At 55.8% G+C, this 26,667-nt stretch carries 22 protein-coding genes and 2 pseudogenes; 14 read left to right on the top strand and 10 right to left on the bottom strand.

What is annotated here, in order from left to right:
• Positions 1-22: 22 nt before the first annotated feature.
• Complete coding sequence (locus ACHMW7_RS03970) at positions 23-652, top strand: transglutaminase-like cysteine peptidase (protein WP_395449071.1); 630 nt, start codon at positions 23-25, stop codon at positions 650-652.
• A 65-nt stretch (positions 653-717) separates the two neighbouring features.
• Here the strand turns inward: ACHMW7_RS03970 and ACHMW7_RS03965 are convergent.
• Together ACHMW7_RS03965 and ACHMW7_RS03960 are read right to left on the bottom strand one after the other, a co-directional pair.
• A pseudogene (locus ACHMW7_RS03965) lies at positions 718-2,160 on the bottom strand (YifB family Mg chelatase-like AAA ATPase); the annotation flags it as partial.
• Positions 2,161-2,377: 217 nt separating this feature from the next.
• Positions 2,378-3,295, bottom strand: coding sequence for an AraC family transcriptional regulator (locus ACHMW7_RS03960; RefSeq protein ID WP_395449070.1), 918 nt, complete (start codon positions 3,293-3,295; stop codon positions 2,378-2,380).
• 175 nt (positions 3,296-3,470) lie between these two features.
• On the opposite strand from ACHMW7_RS03960, the gene ACHMW7_RS03955 reads away from it, so the two are divergent.
• The 8 genes and pseudogenes from ACHMW7_RS03955 to ACHMW7_RS03920 all read left to right on the top strand — a co-directional run bounded on the left by ACHMW7_RS03955 (position 3,471) and on the right by ACHMW7_RS03920 (position 12,411).
• Positions 3,471-4,814: an NAD(P)/FAD-dependent oxidoreductase gene (locus tag ACHMW7_RS03955; protein ID WP_395449069.1), complete on the top strand. Its 1,344-nt coding sequence runs from the start codon at positions 3,471-3,473 to the stop codon at positions 4,812-4,814.
• A 12-nt stretch (positions 4,815-4,826) separates the two neighbouring features.
• Positions 4,827-6,491: a peptide ABC transporter substrate-binding protein gene (locus ACHMW7_RS03950; protein ID WP_395449068.1), complete on the top strand. Its 1,665-nt coding sequence runs from the start codon at positions 4,827-4,829 to the stop codon at positions 6,489-6,491.
• Positions 6,492-6,550: 59 nt separating this feature from the next.
• Positions 6,551-7,504 (top strand): ABC transporter permease, encoded by a 954-nt coding sequence (locus ACHMW7_RS03945; protein ID WP_395449067.1) that lies wholly within the window; start codon positions 6,551-6,553, stop codon positions 7,502-7,504.
• A pseudogene (locus ACHMW7_RS03940) lies at positions 7,504-8,393 on the top strand (ABC transporter permease). The gene ACHMW7_RS03945 and the pseudogene ACHMW7_RS03940 overlap by 1 nt, the downstream one beginning before the upstream one ends.
• Before the next feature lie 53 nt (positions 8,394-8,446).
• On the top strand, positions 8,447-8,863 hold the full coding sequence (locus tag ACHMW7_RS03935) for a Rid family hydrolase (protein WP_395449066.1): 417 nt from the start codon (positions 8,447-8,449) through the stop codon (positions 8,861-8,863).
• A gap of 42 nt (positions 8,864-8,905) precedes the next feature.
• Positions 8,906-10,525 (top strand): ABC transporter ATP-binding protein, encoded by a 1,620-nt coding sequence (locus ACHMW7_RS03930; RefSeq protein WP_395451256.1) that lies wholly within the window; start codon positions 8,906-8,908, stop codon positions 10,523-10,525.
• A 47-nt stretch (positions 10,526-10,572) separates the two neighbouring features.
• Positions 10,573-10,752, top strand: a complete 180-nt coding sequence (locus ACHMW7_RS03925) for a hypothetical protein (protein ID WP_395449065.1) — start codon at positions 10,573-10,575, stop codon at positions 10,750-10,752.
• A gap of 210 nt (positions 10,753-10,962) precedes the next feature.
• A complete protein-coding gene (locus ACHMW7_RS03920; protein ID WP_395449064.1) occupies positions 10,963-12,411 on the top strand; it encodes an NAD-dependent succinate-semialdehyde dehydrogenase in 1,449 nt (482 codons plus the stop codon).
• A gap of 184 nt (positions 12,412-12,595) precedes the next feature.
• Here ACHMW7_RS03920 and ACHMW7_RS03915 read toward each other — a convergent pair whose 3' ends face one another.
• Positions 12,596-13,510, bottom strand: a complete 915-nt coding sequence (locus ACHMW7_RS03915; RefSeq protein ID WP_395449063.1) for a hypothetical protein — start codon at positions 13,508-13,510, stop codon at positions 12,596-12,598.
• A 193-nt stretch (positions 13,511-13,703) separates the two neighbouring features.
• Between ACHMW7_RS03915 and ACHMW7_RS03910 the strand changes: the two genes are divergently transcribed.
• Positions 13,704-14,330 (top strand): recombinase family protein, encoded by a 627-nt coding sequence (locus tag ACHMW7_RS03910; RefSeq protein WP_395449062.1) that lies wholly within the window; start codon positions 13,704-13,706, stop codon positions 14,328-14,330.
• 855 nt (positions 14,331-15,185) lie between these two features.
• Here the strand turns inward: ACHMW7_RS03910 and ACHMW7_RS03905 are convergent.
• Positions 15,186-16,508: a hypothetical protein gene (locus tag ACHMW7_RS03905; RefSeq protein ID WP_395449061.1), complete on the bottom strand. Its 1,323-nt coding sequence runs from the start codon at positions 16,506-16,508 to the stop codon at positions 15,186-15,188.
• A gap of 264 nt (positions 16,509-16,772) precedes the next feature.
• Between ACHMW7_RS03905 and ACHMW7_RS03900 the strand changes: the two genes are divergently transcribed.
• Positions 16,773-17,075 carry an ArsR/SmtB family transcription factor gene (locus tag ACHMW7_RS03900; protein ID WP_395449060.1) on the top strand — a complete coding sequence of 101 codons (303 nt, stop codon included), beginning with the start codon at positions 16,773-16,775 and terminating at the stop codon, positions 17,073-17,075.
• Between the two features lie 114 nt (positions 17,076-17,189).
• Entirely contained in the window at positions 17,190-17,912 is a 723-nt protein-coding gene (locus tag ACHMW7_RS03895; RefSeq protein ID WP_395449059.1) for a hypothetical protein, read from the top strand.
• Positions 17,913-17,978: 66 nt separating this feature from the next.
• On the opposite strand, the gene ACHMW7_RS03890 is transcribed toward ACHMW7_RS03895, so the two are convergent.
• Together ACHMW7_RS03890 and ACHMW7_RS03885 are read right to left on the bottom strand one after the other, a co-directional pair.
• Positions 17,979-18,278, bottom strand: coding sequence for a hypothetical protein (locus ACHMW7_RS03890; RefSeq protein ID WP_395449058.1), 300 nt, complete (start codon positions 18,276-18,278; stop codon positions 17,979-17,981).
• 82 nt (positions 18,279-18,360) lie between these two features.
• Complete coding sequence (locus tag ACHMW7_RS03885) at positions 18,361-18,708, bottom strand: hypothetical protein (RefSeq protein ID WP_395449057.1); 348 nt, start codon at positions 18,706-18,708, stop codon at positions 18,361-18,363.
• A 137-nt stretch (positions 18,709-18,845) separates the two neighbouring features.
• On the opposite strand from ACHMW7_RS03885, the gene ACHMW7_RS03880 reads away from it, so the two are divergent.
• Positions 18,846-19,178: a helix-turn-helix domain-containing protein gene (locus ACHMW7_RS03880; RefSeq protein ID WP_395449056.1), complete on the top strand. Its 333-nt coding sequence runs from the start codon at positions 18,846-18,848 to the stop codon at positions 19,176-19,178.
• Between the two features lie 58 nt (positions 19,179-19,236).
• Here ACHMW7_RS03880 and ACHMW7_RS03875 read toward each other — a convergent pair whose 3' ends face one another.
• Both ACHMW7_RS03875 and ACHMW7_RS03870 read right to left on the bottom strand, forming a co-directional pair.
• Entirely contained in the window at positions 19,237-19,614 is a 378-nt protein-coding gene (locus ACHMW7_RS03875) for a DUF6641 family protein (protein WP_395449055.1), read from the bottom strand.
• A gap of 247 nt (positions 19,615-19,861) precedes the next feature.
• Positions 19,862-22,726, bottom strand: coding sequence for a plasmid replication protein, CyRepA1 family (locus tag ACHMW7_RS03870; protein WP_395449054.1), 2,865 nt, complete (start codon positions 22,724-22,726; stop codon positions 19,862-19,864).
• Between the two features lie 458 nt (positions 22,727-23,184).
• Between ACHMW7_RS03870 and ACHMW7_RS03865 the strand changes: the two genes are divergently transcribed.
• Positions 23,185-23,412, top strand: a complete 228-nt coding sequence (locus ACHMW7_RS03865) for a hypothetical protein (protein WP_395449053.1) — start codon at positions 23,185-23,187, stop codon at positions 23,410-23,412.
• 263 nt (positions 23,413-23,675) lie between these two features.
• Here ACHMW7_RS03865 and ACHMW7_RS03860 read toward each other — a convergent pair whose 3' ends face one another.
• Positions 23,676-24,536, bottom strand: a complete 861-nt coding sequence (locus tag ACHMW7_RS03860; protein ID WP_395449052.1) for a DUF3892 domain-containing protein — start codon at positions 24,534-24,536, stop codon at positions 23,676-23,678.
• 236 nt (positions 24,537-24,772) lie between these two features.
• Positions 24,773-26,584: a recombinase family protein gene (locus ACHMW7_RS03855; protein WP_395449051.1), complete on the bottom strand. Its 1,812-nt coding sequence runs from the start codon at positions 26,582-26,584 to the stop codon at positions 24,773-24,775.
• Positions 26,585-26,667: the final 83 nt, after the last annotated feature.

The following is a 26,667-nucleotide window of genomic DNA, read 5'->3' as shown; positions in this document are numbered from 1 at the left end:
TGTAAAGGGGCGAGCGGGGCAGATGATTTCCGCAGCAGGCGTACGGTGCGCAGCGGGGCGTGCCGGTGTGTTTTTCGGACTGGTGGCAGGCGTTGTCTTGTCGGCCGGCACGGCCTTGGCGGCGTCCCAGCCGATGGTTACCGGCGGGCTGACTTCGCAGCCGATCGGCCATTATGATTTCTGTCGCCTCAACCCGGCCGAATGCTCGATCAAGGAGCGCGATGCCGGCCCCGCCCAGATGACCGGGGCCTTGTGGCGCAAGATCGTCGCCGTCAACATCGCCGTCAACGCGGCGATCAAGCCGATGAACGACATCGACATCTACGGCCGCGACGAGGTCTGGACCTATCCCGACAATGGCGAAGGCGACTGCGAGGACTATGTGCTCGAAAAGCGCCGCACCTTGAGCCGCGAAGGCGTGTCGCTGTCCGACCTGCTGATCACCGTGGTGCGCAAGCCCGACGGCGAAGGCCATGCGGTGCTGACTGTTCGTACCTCCAAGGGCGACTTCGTGCTCGACAACCTGACAGACTCCGTGCGGCAGTGGGACGAGACCGGCTACAACTATCTCAAGCGCCAGTCGGCGGAAAACACCGGCCGCTGGGTGACGATCCGCGAAGGCCAGACAACGATGGTCGGTTCGGTCAAGTAGGTCTCTTCCAGGCCTCGTCGCCGATCCCGCAAGCGCTGAACCTTGGCCGGGCTAGCGGCGCTCCTCTAGGCCGCCTGGGCCATGCGCTCGACACTGATGCGGTATGAAATAGCCTCGGCAAGATGGATACGGCCGACGGTTTCGCTTCCGTCGAGATCGGCCAGCGTGCGCGCCACCTTGAGCACGCGGTGATAGGCGCGGGCGGAAAAGCCGAGCTTTTCGCTGGCGTCCCTGAGCAATGAAAGTCCAGCCGCATCGGGCGTGGCGATGTCTTCGATGAGACCGGCGGCGCATTGGGCGTTGGTGGTGGCGCCGGTGACGCCATGGCGTTCGAGCCGTTCGCGCTGGATGGTGCGCGCCCGGGCAACACGCGCGGCGACATCGGCGCTCGATTCCGACTTGCCGGTGCGGATCAGGTCGGTAGCCGAGACCGCCGGTACCTCGATGCGCAGGTCGATACGGTCGAGCAGCGGACCGGAGATGCGCGCCTGGTAGTCGGACTGGCAGCGCGTGCCGCGCAGGCAGCGATAGCCGGGTTCGCCGGCCATGCCGCAACGGCACGGGTTCATCGCCGCAACAAGCTGGATCCGGGCCGGATAGGTGATGCGGTGATTGACGCGCGCGATCATGCACTCGCCGGCTTCGAGCGGCTGGCGCAGCGAATCGAGCACCTGCGGCGTGAATTCGGGGAACTCGTCGAGGAACAGCACACCATGATGGGCGAGCGACACCTCGCCCGGCCGGGCTCTCAGGCCGCCGCCGACCATCGCCGCCATCGAGGCCGAGTGATGCGGCGCCCGGAACGGCCGCCGGTCGGTGAGCTTGCCTTCGGCGAGTTCGCCGGCGACCGAGGCGATCATCGAGACTTCGAGCAGCTCTTTTGGCGACAGTGGCGGCAGGATCGACGGCAGCCGCGCCGCCAGCATCGATTTGCCCGCACCAGGCGGGCCGACCATCAGCAGGTTGTGACCGCCCGCGGCGGCGACTTCGAGCGCGCGCTTGGCGCTCTCCTGGCCCTTGATGTCGGCGAGATCGGGCAGGTCGCGCGCCGCCGGGCGAATACCGGGCTCCGGCCGCGACAGCACCTGAGTGCCGCGAAAATGGTTGGCGATGGCGATCAGGCTGCGCGGCGCCAGGATATCGATATCGGCGCCCGCCCATGCCGCCTCGGGGCCGCTGGCGGCGGGGCAGATCAGCCCCTTGCCTTCCGCATTCGCCCCGATTGCCGCCGGCAGTGCGCCTGCCACTGCGGTGATCGTGCCGTCGAGCGACAGTTCGCCGAGCACGACATAGGCGTCGAGCGCATCGCCGGGCAACGCACCCAAGGCCGCCATCAGGCCGAGCGCGATGGGCAGGTCGTAATGGCTACCTTCCTTGGGTAGATCGGCGGGGGCGAGATTGACGGTGACCTTCTTGGCCGGCATCGACAGGCCGGACGCGTGCAGGGCGGCCTGCACCCGTTCGCGGCTTTCGGCCACCGCCTTGTCAGGCAGGCCGACAATCTGCATCCTGAGGTGGAATAATCTTCACGCATTGTGGATGGCGCTGAAGTTTGACCTTATGGGTGCCACCGGAGGCGCTTGTTGGATCGCGATCCCCGCGCCGCAAGACCGGCCAACCACAACATTCCGATCTGGCAGTTGGGTGTCGAGAACAGACAGGACGGTCTCTACGAGTACACCGCGCGCCTGCGCGCCGTCGCCGCCCAAGCGGCACCTGCTCAGGTCAGTTATGAGGCAGTTGATCGCGGTAGTGCTTTGGGGAGACCTTCATTGTCTTTTTGAACGCTGTGCTGAACGCACTCTCCGATTCATAGCCAAGGTCGCGCCCGATCAATGCGATGGGCTTAGGACTGTCTCTGAGCTCCTTTGCGGCCATCGCCATGCGCATGCTCCGCAAGTAGGTGAGGGGCGGTTCCCCCATAGCCGTCCTGAAATGCTCCACAAAACATGTCCTCGACATCGAAGTGATCCTGGTGAGATCATCGAGCGTCCATCGCTTCTCAGGACTCCTGCGCATCGCGTTCAGTGCTTTGCTCAGGCCAGGATCTTTCAGTCCATTGACCCAGTCCTGGGGCGGCACCGCGCATTTGCCGGCCTCGTTAGAGGAGTGTGCCCGCAGCATCTGCAATAGGATCAGCTGGGTTAGCCGGTCGACCGCAAGCTCGGAGCCAGCTCCGGGCTCCCGCAGCTCCGTGACCAGCTGTTCGTAGAGCGCCCGCAGGATCGTGGCTTCCGATCCCCCGCCGCTGACGAGGATATGGTTTGGCAAGGCAGCGAGAAGCGAGCGCCCGCGCTCTGTGTGCAAGGTAACATGGCAGCAAAGCGCCATGCATTCGGGAGAGGAGTAAACCTCCTTCGCGATCAGGGCATCCCTGGCAATGCGCGCGATACCGCCGACCCTCAGCTGCGGAGAACTCCCCATCAGGAAGGAACGACCACTCTGCACAACGACGATATCTCCGGGCTCCGCACAGAACGGCGCCTCGGCCTCTTCTTGAATCCAGAAGCGAGCCTTTATCACCAGCAGCTTGAGCGAGCGTGGAGATGGTAGATGAATGCCCCAGTCGCCGCTGGCTATGACCGCGCCGCTCAAGGAGCATTGGGCGTCCACTAGGTCAACAAGGGCTGAAAGGTGATCCATTTTCGTACGATCTAACATGCATGGCGAACGCTCAAGCATTCAACTTTGGGCACTCTTCACGCAAACTTATTGCAGATGAGAGTGGCAGTCGCCGGTCTTCCATAGGCAACTCCGCTGCATGTGTACAGCAATTTTCGACGCAACGCCCTCAAGCCCATCCCTGAGAGGATAGAGAGTGCCTGGACCTACGATACTCGCTTTAGAGCAAGACACCAAGCTACCAAATGCCGCCGACGTGGTCGTCGTCGGCGGCGGAATCGTCGGCGCATGCACTGCGCTGGAACTCGCCGAACGCGGGCTGAAGGTTGTCCTGTGTGAAAAAGGCCAGATCGGTGCTGAGCAGTCGAGCCGGAACTGGGGTTGGGTCAGACTAACGGGACGCTCCCCCGTGGAAATCCCCCTTATGATCGAGTCCCTGCGGTTGTGGAGTGATCTGGACCGGCGGACTGGCCGATCCACGGGCTACAAGAAGTGTGGAATCGTCTTCAGTGAACTGACCGAGCGGAAGCTCTCTACTCGGCTCGACTGGTTGAAGCACTTGCGTGATCTTCCATTCCAGTCGCAGGTGCTGTCCGGAAGCGACCTTTCTCGCTTCTTCCCGACTACAAAGTACAAGGCGGCGGGCGCGATCTTCAGTCCTTTCGACGGGAGGGCCGAGCCCCAACTTGCCGCACCGGCAGTCGCACAAGCGGCGCGTGACAGGGGGGCTAGCGTGATCACGCAATGTGCGGTGCGGGAAATCGAAACTGCAGGCGGCAAGATCAGTGGCGTGGTGACCGAGCGCGGGCGAGTCGCAGCGCCGACCGTGGTGGTGGCCGGGGGAGTGTGGTCGAACCGCATCTGCCGCCAACTCGGCGTAGACTTTCCGTTGCTCGACGTCCAGTCGGCGGCCGTCTACACGGCGCCACTCGATGGGCCTGATTTCACCTTTGGTTCGTCGCAGTTCGCATTCCGTAGGCGTGCCGACGGCGGGTACACCGTGGGCAACTACAACTCACGTGCGGACATCGTCCCCAATTCGTTCCGCTACTTGAAGCGCTTCGCAGCGTCGGCGTTGCGGCCGGACCTCAGTCTCTCCTTCGGCAGGCGATTCTTCCGCGAGCTTAAAATGAACAAGTGGAACCCGGAGGAAGTGAGTCCGTTCGAGCAACAGCGGGTGCTTGATCCGTCCCTTTGGTTCGATCAAGCCAAAGCACTCCGCGACATCGCCGTGGACTTTCCTTTTCTCGCAAACGCCAAAATCGTGCAGGGATGGGCTGGTTACATAGATGTCACGCCTGATTCCTTACCGGTGATCGGGCCGGTCGGGCGCATTCCAGGTCTGTTCTTAGCAAGTGGCTTCTCCGGGCATGGTTTTGGAACTGCCCCTGCGGCAGGCGCACTGGCGGCCGATCTCGTTATGGGTCGCCGTCCCCTCGTCGACCCAACGCATTTCCGCCTAGGCAGGTTCTTCAAGCATTCGGAATCAGAGTTTCTGGAGCCGGGATCGGCTTCGCCATCATTGGAATACATCCAGTAAGGAGGACGAAAAATGTCAAAGAATTGTGACGCTAACTTGGGCGGTATCAATCGACGTAACGCCCTGCAGTTGTTTGCCGCCGCCGGTAGCGTCGGCTTTTTGAACCCCACATGGATCCAGTCAGCGCTTGCAGCAACTGGAGAGCATGCCGGCGGACAGATCGTCATCGGCGTTTCACAGGAACCCGTGAACTTCAACCCGCTGATGCCTGGCGTCGAGACCGATAAGGGCGTCCACTTCGCCATCTTCGACAAGTTGTTCACCATCGATGGCGAGGGGAATATTTCCCCGTCCCTCGCCAGTGAGGTTCCAACAGTTGAAAACGGCGGCATCTCCCAGGATGGGAAATCGTGGCGTGTAAAGCTGCGCAACGACGTCAAGTGGCACGACGAACAGCCATTCACCGCAGAAGACGTCAAGTTCACGCTCGAACTCGCTGTCGACCCGAAGTTCAGGAGTTTCAGCCGCAGCGGGCACAGCCTGCTGAAAGACATCAATGTGGTATCTCCGACGGAGATCACTTGGAAGATGACCAAGCCGTACGCTCCATATTTGCGCAAGCTGGCTTCGACGTTCATCCTCCCGAAACATGCATTCGATGGAGTAGCGGACAAGAACACCGCGCCGTTCAACGGCAAGCCCTTCGGCACCGGCCCTTTCAAATGGGGGAATCGCATACCTGGCGATCGCATCGAACTGGAGGCAAATACCGCCTATTTTGGCGCGGGCCCTTACATCAGCAAGGTCGTCATCAAGTACATTCCTGACACGACGGTTCAGTACACCCAGTTCAAGACTGGAGACATCACTGCGGTCGGGGTCAAGTACATATCGCCGGAACATTACGCGGAAGCCAAGACGCTGCCGGGGAAGACGATCACCATCGCGTCCACCGCGAGCGTGGAGGTGATCAAGCTCAATCACGAACGGCCTCAGTTCCGCGAGCTCGCAGTACGCCAGGCGCTCTATGCCGCCATCGACAAGAAGACGATTATCGAAGTGTTGTACCAAGGCATTCCGAAGTCGACGGAGTCGTACATGTCTCAAGGGCTGATCTACTACAACGCCAACTTGCCCCACCACCAGTACGACATCAAGAAGGCGAACCAGATACTGGACGCGGCGGGATGGAAGCGTGGAGCTGACGGTGTGCGCCAAAAAGGCGATGTCCGTCTGTCGTTCGCATTGTCAACCACGGCGGGCGATCAACTTCGAGAACAGGTGCAGCAATTAATTCAGCAATCCCTGCGCGAGATCGGTGTTGACATGCGCATCGAGAACTTTCCGCCGGCGGTCATTTGGGGTGAGTTCTACTACCAGTCCAAATTCGACGCTGTGATCGCGGGCGTACCCTTTCTCGTGGGCGGCGATCCCGACACGACCGAGCAGCACCACTCAAAGGCGATACCGGCCAAAGGCGGCGGCGGGGCGAACACTGAACAGTACTCCAATCCCAAGGTCGACCAGTTGCTCGAAGAAGGGGTTGCTACGTTTTCCGTCGAGAAGCGCAAGGAGATTTACGACGAAGTGCAGCGGATCATCAGAGAGGACTTGGCCTTCCTTCCGATGTTCCAGCAGGCTTTCGTCTATGGCAACGATTCTCGTCTTCAAGGCGTCACCCCCAATCCCAATGCCTCGGTGAGCACCTGGAACATCGGCAGTTGGAAGCTCGTGTAGGTGCTGCACGCATCGGGGGCGGCAATAGCTTCTAAAGAATACAGGAGTCCAAGGTATTCATGATCCAGTACCTTTCTACGCGGTTAGTCCAGGGGATCGTATTGCTCTTCTTGGTGTCCCTGATCGTCTTTTCAATGTTGTTGCTCGCTCCCGGTAGCCCCCTCGCTGTATTTGCGTTCTCCCCAGGAATGACTAGCGAGGATCTTGCTCGCATCTCGGCACAGATGGGATTAGATCGTCCCATTCCAGTTCAGTATTGCGAGTGGCTCTTTCGCATGTTGCGGGGGGACTGGGGCGTCTCCTATAGGGACGGAGAGCCCGTCCTGAAGGTGATCGGAGGTCATCTCCCCGCGACACTGCTCCTCATGGGGTCTGCTATGTCTGTGGCGGCCATCTGCGGCGTGTGGATGGGACTCAAGAGCGCTATGCGGCATCGAAGCTTGTTCGACAATGTCTCGACGACCTTCTCAGTGGTTGCACTGTCGATTCCAACGTTTTGGTTCGGGCTGGTCGCCATCTTCGTCTTCTCCGTCAATCTGGGCTGGTTTCCCGCCGGGAACATGTACACCGTAGGGGACCACTCGTTGGTCGGCCTGCTGCACCATCTCGTGTTGCCGGTCTCGGTGCTCGCGCTTGTGGAGATCGCGCAGTGGAGTCGGTACATGCGCTCCGCAACGCTTGAAGTGATGAATCAGGACTTCGTGAAGACGGCAAAGGCCAAGGGACTGTCGGAACGCGCGATCCTCCTTCGGCACATCGGACGCAATGCAATGTTACCGATGATTCCCCTAGCCGGACTGCAACTCCCATCCTTGTTCGGTGGTGCCCTGGTGACGGAGACCGTCTTTACCTGGCCCGGCATGGGGCGCCTATTCATCGACAGCCTTGGGTACAAGGACTACCCGGTAATTATGGGTCTAATGATGCTCTCCGCGGTACTTGTCGTGATCGGCAGCCTGTGCGCGGACATCGTGGTGGCATTGGTCGATCCGCGGATCAGATTGAACAAGTGATGAATCTCGTGTTGAAAGCAAACGAACCTAAACTGAGCAACGTGAGTTGGTGGAGTGGCCGCGGTGCCGTGCGCTTCCGCCGTCACAAGCTTGCCATCTTAGGCGCTTCCGTCTTGTGCCTTCTGCTGCTCACCTGCTTCTTAGGTCCCCACCTTCTGGGACTAGATCCTCTGGCGGTAGACGTTCGCGCACGCTTCGCAGCTCCATTGTCTCAAGGACACCTCCTAGGTGCGGATCCGCTCGGACGGGATCTCGCCGTCAGGCTGCTCGTTGCTGGGCAAACCTCTTTGCTGGTGGCCCTGGTCGCCATGTTTCTCAGCAGCATGGTCGGGGCATCTGTTGGAATCGCGGCTGGCTATCTGGGTGGACGAGTGGGAAATTTTCTGATGCGGATCGTTGACGCATTTCTCGCGATCCCTGGAATCTTCCTATTGCTTACGTTGGCCGTCTTCGTTCAGCCAACTCCACTAATGATCGTTTTGATCATCTCTGCAGTGAGTTGGATGGAAGTCGCACGGATCGTCGAGCCGGAAGTCAAGTCACTGCGGGAACGTGAATTCGTACTTGCAGCCCGCATGATGGGCGTCTCGAAAACGCGAATTATGCTGACGGAGATCCTCCCGAACGTCGTCGCACCCATCGTCGTCGCGTCCACCCTAATCGTCGCGCGGTCCATTCTCGCGGAAGCGTACATCAGCTTCCTCGGCTATGGCATCCAGCCGCCGTTGCCAAGCTGGGGAAACATGCTCAATGGCGCGCAACAGTACCTTACAACGGCACCATGGCTGGCCATTTTCCCGGCATCGCAATCACCCTCTCTGTATTGAGCATCACCTTTATCGGCGATGGGTTACGCGACGCATTCGATCCGCGGACAGATCCGCACTGAGCCGAAAAGCTTCTTTTTACTTCTTCTTCCAACCTCCACTACAAGGAAAACAAATGCCTATCACCTCACGCACCGGCTATGCCAATCGTCAGTATCTCGAAGCCGGTTCCGCTGCCGAGAAGCGCATGAACTACTCACGCGCTATTCGCGACGGCGAGTGGATTTTTGTGTCGAACACCTCAGGCTATCACTACGATGAGAACCGGATCGACGATGACGTCGAAGGCCAGGCGCGGCAAATGGTGGCGAATATCACCAATGTGCTCGCGAAGGCCGGAGCTTCCCCCAAGGACATCGTGCGAATCGTAATGCACTGCCCTAATGCCAGTGACCTGCCAAAGGTGCGGGAAACGATTTCCGGTTTCTTCGCCGATATCCGGCCCACGGCGACCGTCGTGTGTACGCCCTTGGCCTCGGCCGCTCTGAAAATCGAAATGGAAGTTACGGCTCGAGTGACCACCGGCAACTGAATGGGCCAGATCAATGAGGTCCAGACAGCGAGACCTACCGGAATGACTTCTTTACAACATTTATCTAGAGACGCGGTTTCCCCGCTGCTTTCCGTACGGAACCTGACGGCTGAGTTGCCCAGGAACATGGACCGAAGCTTCGCCGTAAACCGCGTGTCTTTCGATCTGATGCCAGGAGAGATCCTGTGTGTTGTGGGAGAGTCGGGATCGGGTAAATCCGTGACGGCAAACACGATTATGGGATTGCTTCCGCCCAAGATAAGGATCACGCAAGGCGAGATTCAGTATCGTGAACGCGACCTGTTGAGACTGAGTGAGACTCAGCTCAGGAAACTCCGTGGAAAATCGATCGCGATGATCTTTCAGGATCCGCTTTCGGCGTTAAACCCTCTGATGCCGATCGGGCGCCAGGTGCTCGAAGTATTGGAGACCCACAGCTTCGGGGATCCTGCCACTCGGAGCGAGAAGGTTGTCGCGCTACTGCGGGAAGTGGGCATGCCTGCTCCAGAAGCGATCCAGTACGAGTATCCCTTCAGGCTTTCTGGAGGGCAACGTCAGCGCGTGATGATCGCAATGGCGCTTGCACTGGACCCGGATATCCTGATTGCCGATGAGCCCACGACAGCCCTGGACGTCACGACCCAAGCTCAGATCCTGAACCTGATACGGAGCATTCAGGCTCGGAAGAACATCGGCGTGCTCTTTATCACCCACGATTTCGGTGTGGTAGCGGAGATCGCGGACAAGATTGTGGTCATGCGCCATGGCGAGGTGGTCGAGCAGGGGGACGCCGACGTGGTGCTGCGCAATCCCGCGCATCCGTACACACGGGCGTTGATAAATGCTGTTCCGCGACTGCGCACGAGTGACGACGATCCGGGCGATGCGCCAAGACCACCCAAGGTTCTCGAAGTGATGAACCTAGTTAAGGGTTACTCGAGCTTCCGTGCGCTTGACGGCGTCAGCTTCGAGGTTCGCAGAGGTCAGACCTTGGGTGTCGTCGGCGAGTCGGGGTCCGGTAAATCAACGCTTGGACGCCTCATCACGAAGCTGGATGACAGCACCTCGGGAAACATATTGTTCGAAGGCAAGGACATCGCGCAAGTCTCCGAGAAGGAGTTCAGGCCGTTGCGCTCAAAGATTCAGATGATATTCCAGGATCCTTTCGGATCCCTGAATCCGCGCCATACCGTCAGGCGCATCCTGACGGCTGGTCCACTCGCTCAGGGTGTGCCTTTGGCCGAAGCCATCAGGGATGCTGAGCAGACGCTGAACCTCGTGGGGCTAGATCCCAGTGCCATGAACCGCTTCCCCCACGAATTCTCCGGGGGGCAGCGCCAGCGGGTGGGGATCGGACGCGCATTGATGCTAAAGCCTGATGTGCTGGTTGCGGACGAGTGCGTATCCGCACTCGACGTCTCCATTCAGGCGAGTATCCTTGCATTACTTGATGACATCAAGCGCAAGACGGATGTGGCAATTGTGTTCATCACTCACGATCTTCGGGTGGCTAGCCAGATCTGCGACGACCTGATCGTCATGCACCAAGGGAGGATCGTCGAACGGGGCACACCTCGTGCAGTCTTGCTTTCTCCTCAGCATGAATACACCCGAACTCTAGTGAGCGCGATACCCGGAGGTTCTTTCGCACTAGGCCAGTAAACCGATGCTGGTCGTTAACTGCTGTTGTTTGCAACGGATTGATGTTGATGGTCGAAGTGTCATGCAAGGTGCTCAAGCGGATGTACTATCAGTCGGAAGTGATGTTGATCTGCGTGCACTGGCACTCGGCCTACCAGCTGAGCCTGCGCCACATCCGAGAGATGATGACCAAGCGCGGTGTGTTCGTCGAACACGCCACTGTCCATCGCTCGTCGATCAAGAGATGAAATTCAAGGCGTTCCGGCGCGGATCGAGATCATGTGCCTGATCAAGAAGAGGCACGGGATCCTTCCAAAGTTATAGCTTTGTCTGCTGTGCATCACAGTTCTGCTGTCTCGCTATCTATCGTCGGCTGATTGCCAGCCTCGCTGAGGCTCAACCCCTTTTGCGACAAATCCCTGGCCGTCTTGTTCCAAGACCCCCAGAAGAGGTTTTTCATGACCGTTTCCACCCCCTATATTGACACCCTTCTCCTGATCGATGGCCAATGGACCGAGGCCGCCAGCGGCAAGACTATCGACGTGATCAACCCAGCCACAGGCAAGGCGATCGGCAAGGTCGCGCACGCCGGCATAGCCGACCTCGAACGCGCACTAGCATCCGCCCAGCGCGGCTTCGAAGCCTGGAAGAATACACCTGCGCCCACCCGCGCCACGACGATGCGTAAGGCCGCGGCGTTGATACGCGAGCGCGCCGATGCCATCGCCGTCCTGCTGACTCAGGAGCAGGGCAAGCCTCTGGCCGAGGCACGCGGCGAGGTGCTCGCTGCGGCCGGGATCATCGAATGGTTCGCCGACGAAGGCCGACGCGTCTACGGCCGCATCGTGCCTTCGAGCGACCTCGAAGTGCAGCAACTGGTGCTGAAGGAGCCGGTCGGGCCTGTGGCCGCCTTTACGCCGTGGAACTTCCCGGTCAACCAGATCGTTCGTAAACTCGGCGCCGCGCTGGCGACGGGCTGCTCTTTCCTTGTGAAGGCGCCGGAAGAAACGCCGGCCTCGCCGGCCGCGCTGCTGCAGGCCTTCGTCGATGCGGGCGTGCCGCCCGGCACCGTGGGCCTGGTGTTCGGCGACCCGGCCATAATATCGAGCTACCTCATCGCGCACCCGGTCATCCGAAAGGTCACCTTCACTGGCTCGACTCCGGTCGGCAAGCAGCTCGCGGCGCTGGCTGGTGCGCACATGAAGCGGGTAACTATGGAACTCGGTGGCCATGCGCCAGTGATCATTGCCGAGGACGCCGACGTGGCGCTGGCCGTTAGGGCGGCAGGCGCCGCCAAGTTCCGCAATGCCGGGCAGGTCTGCATCTCACCCACCCGCTTCTTGGTGCATAACAGCCTGCGCGAGGAGTTCTCGCGCGCGTTGGTCAAACATGCTGAAGGCCTTAACCTCGGCGACGGCCTGGCCGCCGGCACGACGCTCGGTCCGCTCGCCAATGCGCGCCGCCTCACGGCGATGGCGAAGGTGATGGCCGACGCGCGCGCTAAGGGCGCCAAGATCGCGACCGGCGGCGAACGAGTGGGCAGTGCCGGTAACTTCTTCTTGCCCACCGTGCTGACTGATGTGCCGCTCGATGCTGACGTGTTCAACAACGAGCCGTTCGGCCCGGTCGCCGCGATCCGCGGCTTCGACACGCTGGAGGAGGCGGTCGCCGAAGCCAACCGCCTGCCTTTCGGCCTGGCGGGCTACGCCTTCACCAAGTCGATCAAGAACGCGCACCTGCTTGCTCAGCGTCTCGAACTCGGCATGCTGTGGGTCAACCAACCCTCCATGCCGGTGGCCGAAATGCCCTTCGGTGGCGTGAAGGACTCGGGTTACGGTTCGGAAGGCGGACCGGAAGCGCTCGAGGCCTACGTCGTGACAAAGTCAGTGTCGATCCTTGCTGTCTGATCCTCTCTATCAACCACTTCGGCTATCCCTGCGATCGCAGGGCCGCTGTGTGAAGTGTAATGTCAAGTCTGTGCTGTCTCGAACTCTCATTCAAGCTGATGGTCTTAAAACATAAACCAGCGTTTATGTTTGACGAGAATTCCTAAATGTCGTTCTGCGAACGAAGCTTGATGCAACGCATCGTCTAGTAGAGCCAGTATGCCCCATCGGGTCGACGGTATACGACTGTGCCGTCGGACCATTTGGCGACCATCAAACCCTCTCGCCCCAAAAGCCGGGACCACCCCTTAAATCGGACACCGGTCCTTGCATGCGACTTGCCAAATTCGAATGCCTTCTCAAGGTTTCCACACTGAGTGCCTGGCGTCCTCAATGCGAGCCAGGCTTGAACCCGGGCGCGGAACTTCTCCAGAACGTCATCCACGACACGATGAGAGGCGTCCCGTGTGAGAAAACGTGGCCTTTCCAAGTCGATATCAGCAGCAGCGAGCATACTTTGGATTGTATCTCTCTCGTGGTCACTGTGAACCCCAAGCGTTGCATAGAGTTCTTCCGCTCCACCTCGCCCGCTCAAGGCGAAGATTTCGTCAAGGCGAAGGGGAGCCTGCAGAATTACTTCATGCTGGTCTCGGTTATAGCGGAAATGGAAGATCGCTTCGGATCCCACTCCTCCGTACTGCCGATATTCCTCGGCGGCCTTCACAAAATCAGGATCTTCCCACAGCGCCCGGATGTTGAGCACTATTTCGCCATCTTGTGGTAAGTGTCTAAAAATCGCCCCGGCCTTCGCCTCAGGGTCGAACTCATCGAATATTTGGTCAAATTTCTCAGCAAATGCGATGTCTGTGGACCAACTTGTCGGACTGCCTTCGTCAAGAACTCCGCCGACGAACAACGGGACTAACTCGCGCTGATCCTCGCGGCGATAGAGATGACGCTTCCGAAAGAGAGGAACGCCGTCGTTTCGACGAAAGCGACATGGAAGTAAACGCGCCTCGTTCAACATGACAAGAGCAATAGCAGTGCGCTTTTTGGGGTCCTGCTTCCAGCCTCTCTGCCATCGCCCCAGCACGTCGAGAAAGCTCTGTGTGAAGGTCATTGCTCCGGCCAAATGTGCATCTGCTACGCAACGATTTGTTGAAATGAGTCTTGGGCAAAATACCCTCTGACGGGGTACCGTTTGGTAATCTAACGTTGGCCGTTGTCTGAGTCGATCAGCTTTGCGCGGAAAAGTGATATTTCTAATGTGGCTAGCGTTGCTGCAATGTCGAAAGTGTAGGACGCTCTTGGCCATGAAATACGTCGGCTATTACAGGGTTTCTACGAAGAAGCAGTCCAAGTCTGGACTCGGCCTGGAAGCGCAGCAGCATATGATTCGGGAGTTTGCCGGCTCTCATGGGGCGCTGGTCGCTGAGTTCGTTGAGGTGGAGTCAGGCAGGAACGATCAACGTTCTGAACTGGCAAAAGCGATGAGCCACGCTAAAAAAGCAGGCGCATCGCTATTAATTGCCCGCCTGGATCGCTTCTCTCGGCGTGTCAGCTTCATTGCGACGATGATGGAGAAGGGCGTGCCCCTAGTCGTTGTCGAGATGCCCCATGCGACCGACTTTCAGCTTCACATCTTCGCCGCTCTTGCCCAAGAGGAACGCCGGCTGATCTCTGAGCGCACCAAGGCGGCGCTGGCTCAGGCGAAACGACGAGGCCAGGTCCTCGGTCGAAACGGTCGCTTCTTGGCCCTGGAGAATAGGCGTCTCGCTGAACAGCGCGCGGGCAATATGATGTCCACGCTGCCCGAAGGTTGGGAGACGATGACGTTCAGCGAGGTCGCTCGCCAACTGAATGCCTCCGGTCACCGCACGGCCAATGGCTGCAAGTTCTATCCCCAATCTGTCAAGAATATGCTTGGGTACATATCTTAATGATGATTGCAGCGCCTACACATTTATCTGGAGGGTTCTTCGCGATTCTTCGACGTCGCGACTGACGAAATTCCGGATTTCTCCAACCATGTTACCCATAGCCCCAGGAAGTCCCGGTAGTCGGTTTCAGTTATCCTGAGGAGATTAAGTCCTACCAACGACGGTCGTTCTCCGCGACATTCCGAGCCGGGGGAGTGGGGACAGACGCCCGAACGAAAACTCCCGCTCACAAATGCGTACATCTTAACCGGCTTGTCATCGCTGCTTCGGCCAGTCTCATCGAGGTAGGCTACTCCCCCATGCGCGAGGGCGTTGCGCAGGATGCTGATCCACTGGCTCGCGGGCATGGCTTCAGCGCCTAGCACTGCCTGTTTTTGCCCTAGAGCGACGGCGATATCCGGTGGAACTCCGCGGGCAATATTTGTTGTTTCTCCGCGATGCTGGAAAAAGTGCCAAGCACCATGCGTGTAGAAAGGGGCTTGCCCGAATCTTCCGCGCTGAATAGTTTTCCTAAACGCCTCAACTGCATCACGACTTACGTGCCTATCGTCTGCGTAACCCTCATTGGTCCCCTGTGCTACCTGACGTTCGATACGCTCGACAGGCAGATTCAAGATCGGGATCGACATTGATAGCAGGAATGTCGATGTGAGAGGCCCCAGGTCTGGCCGGCTGCCTCCAAATGTTCGATTGGCTTGATCCCACAGTGCATCAATGAGCGTCAAACAGCGCTGTGGTAATTCAATTCCGTAGTGTTGCGGGTTGCCCATTGTCATCCATTCAGCTGTGGAACCGAGCCAGCGCGAGTTCGTGGCCACTCGCGCCCAGGACCGTATCCGAGGTTTCCATGCTTCCTCAGTAGTTTTTTCCCCGTTCTTCAACCTCCGAAGCCTCCTTGGAGGTGACCACGGAAACAAAGCAGCCATATGAGGCTACAGCTTGCACGATCTCGGTACCGGGATGCCGCCATTTGCCTACTGTGTCTGCTGCAACCACACAGAAGCTGGGACCTACACTCGTCAGGAGTTCGGCGTCAAAATTACTATCTGAGCCATGGTGCGGAAGGGTGATTGTAGCGACGTCGTGCAACACCTTGCTGTAATGACGAAGAAAAGCTACCCGCCGTTTCTTGGCTTTCAGATCGGAATCTCCGGTCGCAAGCCAGCCGATCCCGCTCTCGCTTTTTGCTCCCCACTTGCCGAACCGTCCAACATGATATCGTTGGCGTGCTTCGCCGTCCGGCAGTGGCCCTGAGAATAGGCACATCGACGAAATGTTTAGGTTTTTCTCGACTGCCGAAAAGGCCTGTACCAGGTCGCTGACTTTGTTGACTACGAGATCCTTCAAATTTTCTGAGTTTTCGAGCCAGGCGTCAAAATTCGCCTTCTTGATCTGATCCTTTCGCAACTGGCCGTGATTTAGCGCCTTGAGCAGCGCGGCCTTGAAGATGCCTCGGTGCCTCTCGACCGCCGGGTCGATGAAGGGAGATAGGAGCCAAAATCCCTCGCCCGTGGCTGAACTCGGCACCGCGATCCCGAAGCTGTCAGCTACCGTAACAACCACCGTTTCAGATGCGGGCGTTCCCACAGCGCCTTGCTCGCCATTGTAGAAGGCCCCGCGCCCTATAGGCTTCCAGGTGACACCTTTCCCGTCGATAGGGAGCCCTGCTATATCCGGCACAGGCCCTTCCGGTCCGTCATCGAAGCTAGGAGCACCTGGGCTAGTATCACCGGCCGACTGTACCAGCAGGATTTGCCTGGGGCGAAAACCTGACAGTGCTTCGATAGGATTCATCACGAAATCCCGGTAGAATTCGTCACGTGCCATCGCCGGGTCTTCTATTGCCTCCCGTGCGTAGCCGATGAGGCGCTCCATCAGATTGAAGTAGGGTAGGACAATTGTGTCCACGTGCAGCCCGGTCGTGGCATGGAGCAATTGCGGCAGACCATTCAGATGATCGGCATGAACGTGGGAGATAAAGAGGAGGTCGAGTTTCGACCGAGCGCCGGCATTATGCAGATACTCCTTGATGCGATCGGACCGCGGGCCTGCATATTTGGACATGGCGCCGCAATCATAGACATAGCGAAGTCGGAGTTCCCCCTTCTCAAGCAACTCCGCTGAGTGGAAGAACCCCTGTCCAACCGCGTGCTGCTTCCTCAGGTTTGTCAGGCCCATTTCTACCCCCTTCGCCTTGATTTTGTATCGTTCCGACTAACATCAGGGCCAAACAACATAAAACGTGGTCAAGCGACAGCTTGGTGTACCTCGTTTGCGATGGTGGATTGCCGAGCTCAAAGCCGACTGCGAGTAAAACTTGTCTCACCGTTCCCCTATTACCAAGCACGGTCGGTGTCGGCCAAGAAATCCGTTACGCCTGATAGCTCCGTTGCCCGTTTCGCGGATTTGCGGGACGACCCAGTCCCCGTCAAGGAGATTGCGATGGACATCAAAGTGCTTAGGGCAATCGCATGCGAAAGCAGGCTCCGTATTCTCGAATACCTGAAAGATCCTGCCGCTCACTTCGAGTCGCAGGACGGATTTGACGTTGCAGTCGACGGTGTTTGGAACAAGCTGATTGCCAGGAAGCTTGGCATATCCCAGGAGTCAGTGACGGCCCATATGAAGTGCCTGGTCGAAGCCGGCTTGGTCACCGTGACGAAAGTCGGAACGCGTCGCCTCTATAGTGCTGACTCAGTTAGGATTGGTGAAACCATAGCTGCCTTGGAGAGAAGGCTGTTGTAAATTCGGCTCCTGAACCGAATATGGCCATTGATTCCTGGCTTTAGACCTATTCCATAGACATAAATTTCGAGAACGGCTAGGTCATGATCAAGGATACGTCATCGGGGGTGCATATTGATTAAGACCGCTGAATCTAGGGCTGTAGCCTACTTCAAGTTTGCAAATGAACATATGGCGTTATTTACAGTGATGATTGCGGGGATGGGACTCGTCAGCTCGCTGCTTTTTATTACTGGATATTTGATGGTATTCGATTGGCGGCTGATATGGGTCATTGAATACCAAGACCTTATCAAGATCGGCCTAATTGCTATTGTATTTGTGTTGTCATTACTGATCTCTATCAATGCGTATCTTGCGATTGGCTATGACGCGGCGTTCGGCAATGGAACGCGGAGCAAAATCGCAACGATTGTAGTTGCGTCTATGCTTATATTGACGTTTGGTGGGAAGTTTTACGGTGATTGGACATCTAAATCGCCGCAGTGGGTTTATCACTTTATACAGTTATTAACTGCTGTGACATTCTTTATGTTAGCCGTAAGGGTTGCGTCTATTGCAAATAGATCTGTAATAATGACATTTGAGAATATATTGTCTGATTCTGTAATCATCGCATTTTTTATAGGTCTTTTAGGATTTAATTTTGGCCACTACACGCGATATAGCAAAGGGTTCAGAGACACGGTTGTCCTTGATGATGCAGTTCTTAATAACACCGGGGTGATTATGTACACATCCCATGACTTGATACTTTCTACGTCAGACAATACAATTTTGATCGTGCCAGCTTCGCGCCTAAAGGAAATTCGAAGTGCCGACAATATAAAGAAATAGAGCCTCGATTGTTGCACTTGGATTTTACTCCACATCGAAGAAGCGCAATATAGCCACGTTCTTCGCTCATGGATAGCTTTCGAACTCTTCCTTGCCGTCGAAGATGGTTCGCATACCGGTCTGCTCGCAGACAACCTTGCGGGACATGCCCTTGTCCTCGAACGAGATCGATCCGTTCCGCATATCGACGTCGACCATTGTGCGCATAGCGTTCGCTGGGTCCATCAGCATCGTTCGCCAATGATCGAAGCACCACTTCACACTTTTTGAAAACTGGGACTCGATGAAAAGCTCATCGCCCTTGGACAGCGCTGACAATGGCTTGCCTTGTGCTGAGGCTGAACCTGAAATGAGAACGGCGATCATCGTTCCCAAAGCCGCGATCTGTATGATTTCCCGAAGGCTCATCCGCCTCCTCCAATCTTGGTTGAGATTGATGAGCCAGCCGTCAGTAGTAGTAGCGGCGGTTTCGGAACAGGTACATCAGGACGTACACCGGCAACCACAGAAGGCCAGAAACGATCGTCAAGATGATGTGCAGCCAGTGGGGGAACCGCTTTACCGGGCCGCCATTGCTTGATGAAGCAGCGGCAGCTGCACCGCCTGCGTTCATGAACACCTGGGGGCTGTTTCGCTGGCTCTTGAGAAGCTCGATTTCCCTCATCTGAGGGTCGAGAATCTCGCCGCAGTGCTTGCACTTCTTGGATTTGGCATTGATCGGCTCCGAGCAATACGGACACTCGATCTGACTGGTAGCTACTTCTTCCATAAAAGGCCCCTCAACGAACACGCGCATCGATGGATGCAACCCAGCGTAGGGATACAGGACCCTTGTGGATGGATCAACGAAAACCGTAGTTTTATACGGTAAAATATCTCTGCACCGTAGTTTACTCGGTTCATGGATTTTGGCGGACAGCGCACATCTGCTGCATGTCAGCGAACAATCGATTTGGTGCCGTATTGAAGGAGTTGCGAAGGCTTAGAGGCCTGACGCAGGATGACCTAGCCTTGATCACTGGCCGCTCAGTTGATGCGATATCTCAGTGGGAAAGGGGGATCAACTCGCCCAATTTCGACGCGGTCATCCGTCTCTGTGAGGCGTTGAACGTATCAGTGACAACCTTTTTTGACGGGTCCGAACGCCAGGCGTCCGATGATCGGTTCAGAAGTGAGACTGAGGCCCGGCTCTTGATTGAGGGGCTTTCCGACACGGACCTTGAAATCGCGATAGAGCAAATTCGAGCGTTAGCGAGACGGCAGTAGATGCGACTGGCATCGAGGCAACAATCGTCGCGCTCGATGCCTGATCTCAAACTGCTTCTTATGACGCAGCACCTTTCTTAAATCTGCTCCTGACTTCGGCGGAGATAGTCGTTAGCTGAGCGTCGAACGCCCCATCAATGGTCGCTGCCTTGGCCTTGTGAAGGGCATCGATCACATCATCCATGTCATCGCAGGCAATCGCATGCTTGCCTTTGGCAAGTTCCAAGGGAACCTTGCCATATTTGATTGCCAGGATCGGCTTGCCATCCGGTTCCATGGACCACCAACGGCCACGGGGTTTCCGACCCTGCTTATGGGATTCGACCAGGGTCACCTGTTTTTCGACCTGCATAACGAGCCGAAGCCGGCGTTGGGTAACAGGGTCAGGGGAACTGCGCTTCGGAGCTTGAACGAGCTTTAGACCTTCGAGTGCCATCTGTGATCTCCCTTACTGATGATCAACAGGGTCATCCGGTCACAGCGGCGAGAAGGTCAACGAGCAAGCTCATGACGTCGAACACCGAACGAGGCTTGGGGGATAGGGGATATGCCCTTTTTCTTTAGAATATAAGTTTCTAATACTCTCCCCTCCCATTATATCGATGCGAGAAAGAGTTACGAATGTATGGTCAGGGATAGGGAAAATGCCTATTTTATATATAGGCACATCTTATCCGTCACCGTCACCGAGAAACTTCTATCTCATCTCCATGATTGATGGGATTGTGGTGACGTATCCGGGAAAGAACAGTCAGGCCGTGCAATTTAATGTCATCTAATTTGTAGTACATGGGACGAGTTCCGTTGGGACCCGTTCGACGGTCCTTCTGCAAAGGCAAGAATACGTACCTGAGTAAATCGGATAGAACCTTGGTTTCATTGTCTTTGACGACATCACCAAAAGTCCTTCCAAACTGAGCTTCGAACACCGCATTATTACCCAATACGAAGTCTCGAAACTCCCGCAATTCATTTCTATGAAACCAGACGTCTGCGTTGAATTTGGCCCCATCAAAAACGGGGGTGCGCGACAGCGCTTCCTTGAGGAGGAAGACTTTCAATTTTTGGGTCGATGTGAGGAGCATCGCCTCCCCGTCGGAAGCCAGTTGCGCTTGCAGAACTGATCGATCAGCCTCGGTGAATCTCGTGTCGACGACACGTTCGAACATCCGTACCTTGTCGCGGAGCCGCTTTTCCCTGTCCAGCTCAATTAGTCCGGGAAAAATCTCTCTGCGGTAGAAGCGCTCGATATAGATCCTACGAAGGCTATCCGTTTCTGAGAGGGTCAGTTTTTCGTCGGATTTCTGCTTGCTCGTGAGCAAGCCGATTTCATAGTCGTTAAGCTGAGGTGCATTCATCAACCTCTCTGTGTATCGATCGTTCGTCTCACCTTTGCCGTCTTTGATATAGCCCGATCCAAGAATCGACAGGTCCTTGCTGGTCCTAACTACATTGAACTCCCATCCCAACCGACGCTTGTATTCCAAGAAATTCTGACGAAGCTGGTTCTTGGAAGCTCTCTGCAGGGCGTGAACCGGCAAGGCAAGTTTGAGCAGATCATCATCGGGATCAAAATCTACGATTCCATCGTCATCGTAGTTTTTAAGGTACGAGAATATGGGGGACTCGCGAAGTTCCTCTTTCATTACCTCGATGTCGGTCTCTAATTTTTGGGTTTGCGGGGTCAGATACAACTTGATCCGGCCTGGATCTCGAACGCGCGCGAGCTGCTGATCGCAATCAAGATGGCTCGTGGTCGTGGCCTGAAAGAACCCATAGACGATGTCAAAATACTTTTCTCTATTTTCAAAACGTATGTCGATACCAGAGCTAAGCACCGGCGACGACAGCACGAGCTGATATCGACGCGATTGTGCGAGCGGATCGGTTATGAACGCCGAGGCGGCGTCCCCTTTGATTTTCGCCGTATCGGCAGTGATACTTACAAATCTTATCTCTGGGTCATTCACCGCGACCGCTGCAGATAGGGAGTCAATGAAGGCTTTGCTGTTTGAGACGACGTAGCAGCGCTGCTGATCCCTAAGGTTTGTCACTAGGTCGCCGACAAGATGATTAAGCGATTGAAAATATTCAACCGATCGGGCGACGGGTTTGTGTTGATTGAGCACAATCGAGATCGGCCGCATCGCGTGCCGATTGAACCAATCGGCCATGAAGGCGTAGGATAACCAGGAGAGATCAGCATCTAGTGCCAAGACATTTGATGCCCTTCTGACGATGCTTATCAGCTGCCGCACAATTGCTGGGCGCTTGTCCGACATCGTCTCTGAGAAGAAGTGCGCTAGGACCTGCTCCGACTCATCAATAAAGACGTAATCGTATGGCTTTTTCAGATCTATGGTGCCTAGGCTGTCGAGGCAGACACCGAAACGGTCCTGATTTGAAGCCGCGCCCTTTGCCTTGACGTCGAGATAGCAATTCAGCTCCAAACGCTTACACATAGCTCGCACTAGTGAGCGGCGATGGCCAATTACAAGAATTCGCGCACTGGGAGCGTTTTGTGCCATTTCCACCAACGAATATGTCTTGCCAGACGACTTGGGGCTTTTGACAAAGGTCAAGCCTGTGCCAGGCTTGATGCCGCCTAGATGGTAGTTGTCCCGCAGATCGATATCTGCGCGCGAAAGTGCCGCTTTCGCCGTTTCCGATACCCAGTTTGGAACCTTCAGTTCCTCTCCTGCCTTCAGGCGGAGAACTGCCTTCTCAAACGCATTGAAATCATAACTCGGTGCGTTCCAGCGCTCTGTAAACATCTTCTTGCAAGCAAAGCAGTACACATTGCGTCTGCCGGTCGACGTCACATTGAAAACCGCCGACGGGTTCTTGTCTTCATGAAATGGACAAAAGATCGAGGTCGTGGAGATGATATCCCTCGCTGGCAACTCTTGGCTCTCTGCTGTCCGAATGAGTTGGTCAAGGTTCAGAATGCCTGGGGCAGATTGCGAACGTCCCTCATGACCAAGTGGGACATTGGAATGGGTTTTCGCTTCAGCGGCCTCCGCAATCAACTCATCCACGACATAAGCCGGTAGCCCATTGTTGAACGTCCACACGTTGGCATTGGTGTTGCCATAGAAAAGGTTGGCACTGGTTGTCGTTCTAGAATCGCCGGATAAGCGGCTCGCGAGGGACGATGCCAATGCTTCGATCGTCTCGTAAGAATCGATAGGGTTCTCTAAGACAAAGATAATACGAAATCGATTGTTGTCGTCCGTGTGGCTACATGTCGTATAAATGATAGTGGCGTACTTGGTGACCAATTCATGTTGCATCGCCTCATCGAGCGTCATTCCGTCGTCTACATCAACAGAGACGATACTAGCTTCGATGAAGTTTTTCTTCGCCCGCGAATTACCTTCAAAAATATATGAGTAAGCGTATCCGGACGCTATGCTCTCTGCGAGTTCCGTTGCATCGAAGATAGCGGGACAAAAATGAACGTAATTGTAGCTGCTTTTCGAGTCGTTCTTGTTAACTAGCTTTTTGTTGATCGAGACATTAAGGGGTTGGGAAAGCCATTCCGCCATAGGCAGCTCCTTTGTCTTGAAAGAAAGCGATAGCTGTCGCTGCCAAGCCGATTGGATTAGCGGCGAAGGGATCTTCAAAAACTCTAGGCAGGGATCGATTGAGGCTTGGATAGCATCGATTGAGGCTTGGATAGCAGGGTGACTGCTAGGCAGCTTTGGCCAGGAGCATTTCTGACTCCGGCTATCAGAAAGCGGAGAGAGGGAAGAAGGCGACAAAAGGAGTTGAAAACTGAGACGGGCAGATCGCTTGAATTGACCAATAGGCGATGTGTTTGCTCGTTCAGTATATCCAAACTAGACCCCCCGGCTGCTGGTTCGCCCCAAATGGGTGCGCCGCTCGTCAACTTCCAGTAGTGAAGCGAAAAATATCGACTACAACCTGAATTGGCCCGCTAGCACTACGTTGCCGAAACCGCCAAAATCAGCGATCGCATCGCCCTCAAAAATGGAGTGTGTCGATGTGGATGACCGTTCAAGCCTACGTCCTGGTCGAGCAGCTCGAGCTTCCCGAAGAAGCGCTGACCCTGACTAAGGGCACTATGGTTTTTCAATGCGTTCAGGGCACGTATGGCTTGGTCGATTCAGACACTCGAATGACCGGTAGGCCGCATATCGCGATTACGTTCGATCCTGATGGTGGCTACCCGTTCTATGCAGTGCCGCTTTCGATGCTTCGCCCCGTCTAGATGCTCGGTTGAAGAAGTGACTTAACCGACACTCCTAGGTTGGTTGACGTTACGTTAGTCGTCACTAATTTGCCGGCAAGCTCTCCGCTTGATTTGCCCAATCTCCAAGCCGTTGACAGAGCCCAGCGCCAGCTGCGTCGATCCCGCCAACCCCAAGATGCAGCTGGCGCGCCCTTCATACCAGGGGGCGAAGGCCGCCCGCATCTCCTAAATGAAGTGCGGATGGCCACGGTTGATGAGCTATCTAGGATGGAGAGAGCCTCTTACGGGCACTCAGGAAGACTTAGGAGATTATTCGGTTCATCCCCGTCCTCTTCCGTCTTCAGGTACTTGTTGCCGTAGCGGCTTACCGCGACCTTGACCCACACTCGGTCTCCCCTGGGCCGCTCGACATAGAACTGCCATTCGTTCCGCGCGATCTTGGAAATTGCGTCATCAAGAGACAGTTTCCACTGAGATGTGACGAAACCTCCGACGTGGGTGATCGCGTGATAGGGGTCGAGACGCGGGTTCTTATTAATGCACTTGATCTGCGCAGTGCTTGCCATTTTGGCCGTGTACGAGCTGACACGAATAGCTCTCGATGAGTTTCGACGATCATCATGCAGTGCCTGGATATCTAGATCCCTGATCGAAAGCCGTTCCTTGATGGGTTGAAGCCGTTTCTCGTCGGCAATCAGCCTCTCGAAATCCTCACTGGTTTCATTGGTCAAAATCCAGATCGAGTGAATGTGAGGGTTTTCAAGCTGTCCCATCGACTTCCAGTATCTGGAACCGTTCATATCCAGACAACCGATCGCTAGAGGTCTAACAGGATCGAACGAGGGGCGATGATAATTGCTTCCCAGCATCTGACGACAGATTAGGTTGTACAGGTCCGTGAACCTATCCAGCTCCGACTTCTCAACCCTTTGTTCGAAACCTTCGGCATCTTCATGCCGATTGGTGCGAGCATTCTGGTCGAACGAGATCGTGATGAAAAACCCGTTACGTCTTTTGAACTGCTGTGACGGCTCGAACCTGTCTTTGTGCTCGGAGATGAACTGATTGATCCTGTCATCGAACCAGCATGCATATTGAGACGTGATTGATCGTGGATTGCTTCTGTGACTGCTTTCTAACACTTTTGACCTTCTGTCATGGGAATATAAACCCACCAGCTTGGCGGGTGAAAATTGGATTTGGGTAAGGGAAGTCGTACGAGGATAGCCGTCAGTACGGTTCAAATACCGATGTAATAGGGAAAAATGGGTAAGGGTTCTAAGCGGTTCTAGCTGTTCTAAGGATAAGGACCGGCGAAGCCGGCACGACTATTTAGTCGTGAGAACAGGCCGACAGCCTCAGCCACGAAGAAATTTCGTCACTGAGCTGGAGCAGGCTCGTTTAACACTTCGTCCCACGCACTGGATGGGCCAAGTGGCATTCCCCGGTCACTGCCCGAAATTGCACCGCTCGCGTCCCTGAGAAACTCAGCCTCGAACTTGGTGGGATCGTCGTTTTTAATGATCACCCTTCGTGATGTTCCATCCACCAGATCGACTATGAAGGTGCGATTGTATCGCTTTGCCTCGAAATTCGATCGATCAATCGTTTCGAGGAGCTGTTGCCTTTCATGCGGATCGAGCCCCTCGTCGTCAAGAAAGTCGGTGACCTTGACCATTTTCGGGCGTGCACCTCCTATTGCAAGCCGCAATGAGCTGATCATTGTTCGGAGACGATTTGCTACGGCTGCGCGGCGTTCGAATATGTCGGGCGCCGACATGTCCTGAATTCCTTCGATCAACGCCACGAGTTCGGTTGCAGTTATCGCTGGCATTGTATGACGCGCCGACATCTGGGCACGAAGTTCCTCAATGTGTCCCTGACATTCGGTGATCTGACGTTCACACTCGTCAAGCTTGTCCCTGATGAAATTCGTAGATGCCCCTGGTTCAGTGAGCAGTTCGAATATCTTCTCACGCTTGGCTTTTAGCTGGTGCAGCTTCTCTTCAATGACCGCAATTTGCTGTTCAAATGATGCACGATCCGACGTTTCAGCTGCTGCCTTCAATGTGGCGGTGAGGTCAATCTCCCTGACGAAATAAAGGAATGAAGTCTCGAAATCGGCGTATCTCCAACTGCTGCTTTCGCATCCCATTCTGCGTACGGCATTGGTACACTTGAGCGATTGCGTTCCCTTGGGAGGTTGCCCTTTGTGGACAAACCTCATGGGCGCACCGCAATAGTCGCACTTAGCAATCTTGGTGAAAATGTTGCGATACTCGGGGCCTTTGCGCCCAGCACCATCGACCCGTCTCTTGCGGCGAGACGCCTGCACCCTGAGGAACTGGTCCTCTTCTATGATCTTTGGAAAGTAGTTGGGTATCGGATCGCCATGCGGGATGCGTTCCCCCTGCTCATTGTAGCGATGGGGTTGGAACTCTCCCAAAACAGCTTGGCTGTTGAGAATCTTGGTGATGTAGGACTCGTGCCAACCGTTTGACTTCGTGAACGTCGGTTCGTTTGCCTCATTGAGGTGCCTTGTAATTGTGAACGAGCCATGCCCTGCATCTGCCATCTGGAAAATCTGGCGGATGATTTCGGCACGGTCAGGGATCACATCAAAGCTTGTGTGGTCTTCCCGCAACGACAGCCACGCCGGTGCAACCTTGGTGAGTTTCTTGTTGCCTGCATTCTTCCGCTTATTTTCCCAAGCGGCACCAACACGCACGCTCTTCGTTTTGGACTCCTCATATGCGCGACTGAGAACCAGGACCGAGTAGAGGATGTCAGCGACCGTAGTATCGCCGGCTTTGTAGACGTGATTGTCAGCTAGGGTGACGACGTTGATCCCGCTCTTCACTATGTCGAAGAACACGGGCACGGAATCGAGCACCTGTTGGCGGCTAATGCGGTCCAACGACTCCACCAGAAAGTAGGATCCCTTGGCGATCACACCGCTTTTCACCAAACCTAGAAATCGGCCGAGTGACCCAGATGTTACATTCGCGCCCTTAAATGCCGATACACCAATGTCCTCAAGCCTGAAGTTTTCAACCAGCTGTAGCCCATGCTGCTCAGCATAGTGCTTTGAGGCCTGCTCCTGCCTGCGGAGACTGTCGCCTCGCAATTGAATGTCGGTGGACATTCGAATGTAGGAATATGCCAGCGGTTTAGAAGCATCTGAAGCCATGAGAGCTATTTAGACCGGTCTCGGTACAAGCTCAACGAGAGTATGAGTCATTATCAGGCCCCCTGGAATTTGGGGCATAATCT

Source organism: Aminobacter sp. UC22_36 (assembly GCF_044056035.1).
GTDB lineage: Bacteria > Pseudomonadota > Alphaproteobacteria > Rhizobiales > Rhizobiaceae > Aminobacter.
The sequence above is the reverse complement of the archived record's forward strand: the minus strand, read 5'-3'. Positions and strand labels throughout refer to the sequence as shown.